At 59.8% G+C, this 2,803-nt stretch carries 1 protein-coding gene and 2 pseudogenes; 1 reads left to right on the top strand and 2 read right to left on the bottom strand.

What is annotated here, in order from left to right:
• Positions 1–930: 930 nt before the first annotated feature.
• Positions 931–1,135, top strand: a pseudogene (locus tag AB4Y34_RS41345) (IS6 family transposase); the annotation flags it as partial.
• A 73-nt stretch (positions 1,136–1,208) separates the two neighbouring features.
• Here AB4Y34_RS41345 and AB4Y34_RS41350 read toward each other — a convergent pair.
• Positions 1,209–2,509 (bottom strand): annotated as a pseudogene (locus tag AB4Y34_RS41350) (IS66 family transposase).
• Between the two features lie 10 nt (positions 2,510–2,519).
• Positions 2,520–2,717 carry an IS66 family insertion sequence element accessory protein TnpB gene (gene tnpB, locus AB4Y34_RS41355; protein ID WP_368719245.1) on the bottom strand — a complete coding sequence of 66 codons (198 nt, stop codon included), beginning with the start codon at positions 2,715–2,717 and terminating at the stop codon, positions 2,520–2,522.
• Positions 2,718–2,803 lie beyond the last annotated feature (86 nt).

Consider the following 2,803-nt stretch of genomic DNA (forward strand, 5'->3'; position numbering starts at 1 on the left):
TGCTGCAGCACGGTGCGCGTCGCCGGAACGCCCGCGACCTCGCGGACGGACCCCTGGTGATAGAAGCGGATGGTTTGCGTTGTCATGGCGGATCGGAAGACAGTGCGGACCGGGCGCGCGTTACGCAGGGTCTGCACGGTTGTTCACCTTGGCTGCAGTCTTGAAGCACATATTTGATGCCTGCCAGTTTTGGGAATGTCGGCTCTGGCTGCCGGCTAGCTGCCAAGCTGATCGGTGTCGAGTGCGCGGCACGGGGCAAGAACAAAGCACATGGCTGAAGAACCGCTTAACGGTGCCTTAGTCCCGCCGTTTCTGCCGCAGGATGTCGAGTTTGGCCCCTGTTCATCAACGGCACGCCGTGGCAGGTAAGCTCACCGCACAACGACACAAATAGCTCGTCCAGATGCCGTGGTGCTGGATGTGCGGCGAGCTGCCTTTACCCCCCGTTCAAAGCCTGCGCTAAATTTGTCGCACTGGTGTCGAATTGCTCGAGGTCGCGCAGACTCAGCTGAACCCGGTGGTGCGCAACGTACGGCATAACTGATGGCATCGTGGGGAAGCGGTCGCCACGATAAAGGGATCAGGTAACCTGCATCGCCGGATGTTACCGAACTCAGTCAGCAACGTGACAATGCTCTGTGTCGCGGTTGCGCAGCGACCGGGCTGTTCCAAGCCTGTCACGAAGCACATTCCGGACCATGTGGGGGCCCAAACGCTCGGAACCGCAGAGTATAGGCATAATGACGCATTGGCCCGCAATTGCGTCGCGCACTTGTGTCGGCTATCGAACAATGACGTGGTGTTCCTTACAAGTCGCGCATGTTTAGCCAGCCGCACGGAACCGGCGACTGCGATCGAGCGAATTCGTAGGTTCAGTTGCATTGGCGAGGTCGGGTTGAATCGCTCGAATCGGAATGTACGACACGTACGATGGCAAAGACGAAGACGACGCGCTATGCGTTGCCCGGCGGTATCGGCAAAGTGCTCAAGCGGCTGCATCATCCGCTGGACGTGATCCTGCTTTGCGTGCGCTGGCACGCGGCGTACTCGCTGAGCCTGCGCAACGTCGAAGAGATGATGGCCGAACACGGACTCGAGGTTACTCATTTGAGCGTGCATCTGGATTATCAGGCTCGCGTGTCGGCAAAATGCCGCCCGCCGGGTGCGGGGCCTCCGCGTGGGGCATGATGGTGAACTGGAGCCGCCGGTCAGGTAGCGGGATTCGGCGGGCTTGCTGGCGTGTGCAGCTTGTCGGCCACACGCCAATGCAGGAGCTCGTCGATCTGATTGATTTTGTGATCGGCGATGTGGGCTAGCACATAGTCCAGGTAGGCACGCGGATCGATGTCATTCAAGTTGCAAGTGCCGATCAACGAGTACATTGCGGCTGCCCGTTCGCCGCCACTGTCGGAGCCGGCGAATAAAAAATTCTTCCGCCCCAGGCTTACACAACGCAGCGCATTTTCCGCGATGTTGTTGTCGATCTCCAGCGTGCCGTCTTCGCAATACAACGTCAGTGCGCTCCACTGGTTCAGCGTGTAATTGATCGCCTTGGCCGTATCGGACTTCGACGACAGCGTTTCGAGCTTTGCCCTGAGCCACGCTTCGTAGATCTGAAGCAGAGGTCTGACATTCTCCTGCCGTATTCGCAACCGCTCGGCGGCTGGCCTGCCGCGAATGGAGGCCTCGATGTCATAGAGCCCGCCAATATATTCGAGTGCCTTTTGTGTTGTGTCAGATGGCGTGCGCACATGGATGTCGTAGAACTTTCTCCTCGCGTGCGCATGGCATGCCGCCTCGCGTATCGAGCCATCGCGGAACAATTCGTCGAATCCCGCGTAAGCGTCCGCTTGCAGGATCCCTTTGAAGTTGGCGAGATGGGTTTGAGGATGGATGCCTTGCCGGTTCGGCGAGTACGCGAACCAGACCGACGCCGGTTGCGTCGAGCCCGAGCGTCTGCGAGCAAGCTCGGATGGGCGATGCTCCGCTCGATCGGCAGGCCGGGCATCGGCGGCTGGGTGATAGTGCTGCAGCATGGGCAAACCAGTTTGCGCCGGATCGTGCGAATGACCTTGAACGCCGCTGCGACCCGGGCGAGTTGTTCGGATTCGTCCTCGCCAAGCACCTGCATTGGGTGTCCGCAATCCGGGCAACCTGATTCAGGCTTGAGCACATGATCCTCGCGCGGCAGATGCGCGGGAAGCGCTTGCCTGGAAGCCGCTTCGTCCGTCGTCGCATTTGAGGTGGACGCATTTGCACTTCGGGCCTGCGCACGCTGCACATCCACAACGCCGCGCCCAGCCGCCAGATCCTCAAGTTGAGTCTCGAGCGTCTCGATTTGCCGCTGCAGCTGCTCGGACTTGCGACCGAACTGCATTCGCCTGAGCTTGTCGATCTGCGCCTTGAGCTGCTCAATCTCGACATCGCGTTCGGCAAGCAGGCTACGGGCCTCAACCAGCAAGGCCTTCAGGAGCTCGACATCGTCAGGAAGATCGGCGCCGTTCGACATGCGCCGTAGTTTACGAGTCCGCCGCGCGGTTCAACATCGATAGTGCGGCAGTGCGACGGGGCTGTCGCCAGTCGATGCCCTCAAGCAGCATCGACAGTTGCGCGGCGCTCAGATGGACCTTGCCACCGTCGGCCTTGGGCCATATAAACCGGCCTCGTTCAAGCCGCTTGTAACATACCTCGGAATGCGAACCTTGTTGTTGCCTCAGAACACCTTGTCCGCATTACCCATCCGTTTCACCCATTCAGCGGGCAGCGACTTCTGTATATTGGTGAACGCTATAACCGGTCTGGC

This window comes from Paraburkholderia sp. BR10954 (assembly GCF_040965775.1).
GTDB classification, from domain to species: Bacteria; Pseudomonadota; Gammaproteobacteria; order Burkholderiales; family Burkholderiaceae; genus Paraburkholderia; species Paraburkholderia youngii.